Source organism: bacterium, from assembly GCA_016873475.1.
In the GTDB taxonomy this organism is placed as follows: domain Bacteria; phylum Krumholzibacteriota; class Krumholzibacteriia; order JACNKJ01; family JACNKJ01; genus VGXI01.
Genome location: VGXI01000383.1, coordinates 1 through 1,900, shown reverse-complemented (window position 1 = coordinate 1,900; position 1,900 = coordinate 1). Strand labels below are relative to the sequence as shown.

The 1,900-nt window shown below is 67.3% G+C and carries 1 protein-coding gene; it reads left to right on the top strand.

Annotation, left to right across the window (positions count from 1 at the left end; all coding sequences use genetic code 11):
- Positions 1-404: 404 nt before the first annotated feature.
- Positions 405-1,646 carry an IS110 family transposase gene (locus tag FJ251_15990; GenBank protein ID MBM4119201.1) on the top strand — a complete coding sequence of 414 codons (1,242 nt, stop codon included), beginning with the start codon at positions 405-407 and terminating at the stop codon, positions 1,644-1,646.
- Positions 1,647-1,900: the final 254 nt, after the last annotated feature.

The following is a 1,900-nucleotide window of genomic DNA, read 5'->3' as shown; positions in this document are numbered from 1 at the left end:
GGGTGGCGATCGACGAAGCGGGCGAGCCGCTGCCCAGCGGCATCTATCTCGCGCGGCTGTCCCTGCGCACAGGGGACGGCCACGAGGAGCGCGGGATGCAGAAGATCATCCTCATGAAATAGTCCGCGTCTCTTTTCACTGTCCGGTATTCAGCCCGGCGATCGAGTCCTTAGGACAAGGTCGCCGGGCTTTTGCGTTGGGGGATTTCTCGCTCTAGGGTTCCGGACGGGTGTCGGGGCGCCGTTTCTGAAGTTGGGCAGACAGCCCGTCAACTAGGTTGGCGCTCCGCCCCGTCCGGGAGCCTCGATTGAGGAGATTGGGACGTGAGTCCCGGGGAAAGCACTAGTTTGAGGCGGAGAGCGGGCGGTGGTGGAGAGTCCCCGACGCGCAGAAGGAGTGAGGCCATGGATGGAGTCGTGTATGTGGGGATCGACCTGGGCAAGCGCTTCCACCAGGTCGCAGTGGTGGATGAGAAGCAGCGCGAAGTCCTGCCGAGCTTTCGCATTGGCCGCGGGCAGGCGGCGCTGGCAGAGCTGCTGAGTGCACTGACGGCGCAGGGCGCCACGGTCGCCGAGACGGTCTTCACCATCGAAGCGACGACGGAGTGGTGGAATGCGCTGGCCTGGCCGCTGTGCGAGCAGGGCTATCGGGTCTACCTGGTGCCGCCGACGAAGGCGCACGCGCTGCGGCGCTTCTATGTGCAGCACACGAAGACGGACATCACGGATTCGGCGGCGCTGGCGCGCTTGCCGCTGGTGGATCCGGACTTGAAGCCGCTGTGGCGGCCCAGTCCGGCCTGCCGCAGCCTGCTGCGCCTGTGCCGTCTGCGCTGGAAGGGCCGTTGCCGGATCGCCGACCTGAAGCGGCGGATCAGCCACCTGGCCGAGACCGTGCAGCCGGGCATCGATACCGTGTTGCCGGTGCGCTACAGCCAGAGTGGGCGGCTCTACCTGCGGCGCTACCTGGCGCCGGAGCGGGCCAAGCGACTGGGCAAGAAGCGCCTGGGCGACCTGATGCGCAAAGCCTCCTGGGGCAAGCTCGGCGCCGAGCGCCTGGATGCCCTCTGGGCCTGCGTGCAGGACGCACCGGCCCTCGGCCTCCAGGCCGAGGAGCTGCAGCTGGAGATCAACGTCCAGCTCGATGAGCTCGAAGCGGTCGAAGCCCAGGTGCAGCGGCTCGATGCCCGGATCGCTGAGCTCTACGGCCAGGTGGACCCGCAGCAGCGGCTGCTGCAAGTGGCTGGCTTGGGTGAATTCCTGGCGGCAGCACTGACGGCCCACGTCGGCGACGTGGCCCGCTTTCCCAGTGCCAAGGCCCTGATCGCCTACGCCGGCCTGGCGCCGCGGGTGAAGGCCTCGGCAGGGCACACGAGTCCTGGCCAGCCAATCAGCAAGAAGGGCAGCCCCTACCTGCGGGCCTGGGTGTTTCTGGGGGCGAGCTGCTGCCGGCAGTTTGATCCGGAGCTGCGTGCCTACCACCAGCGGCTGCGCAAGCGGGGCAAGCACTACCTGCTGGCGACCTGCGCCACGGCGGCACGGCTACTCGAGCGGGTCTACGACCTGCTGCAAGAGGGGGTGAGCGAAGACAGCGAGAGCCTCGGCCAACGAGGAAACCGGGACAACGTCCCAACTCGGAGAACGGCCTGAGGCTCTCTGCAGGACAAGTGTAGAGCGAAAACGCTCGCCGTCAATGCGACGGGCGAGCAAAGGGGCTATACTATCTGCCCCGACCAGGGGCTCGATCGAGCGTCCGGCAGTCAAAGAGCCGCTTAGGAGACCTAGAGGCCGCCGCGGCACCCACAGAATCCTGCCGAGGACAGGGGAGCCCTCTCCTCGAACTCCGCTTCACAGGAGTTCTCGGAGAGGGCTCCCCTGTCCCCCGCCAGCCCAGGCGAAAGCCG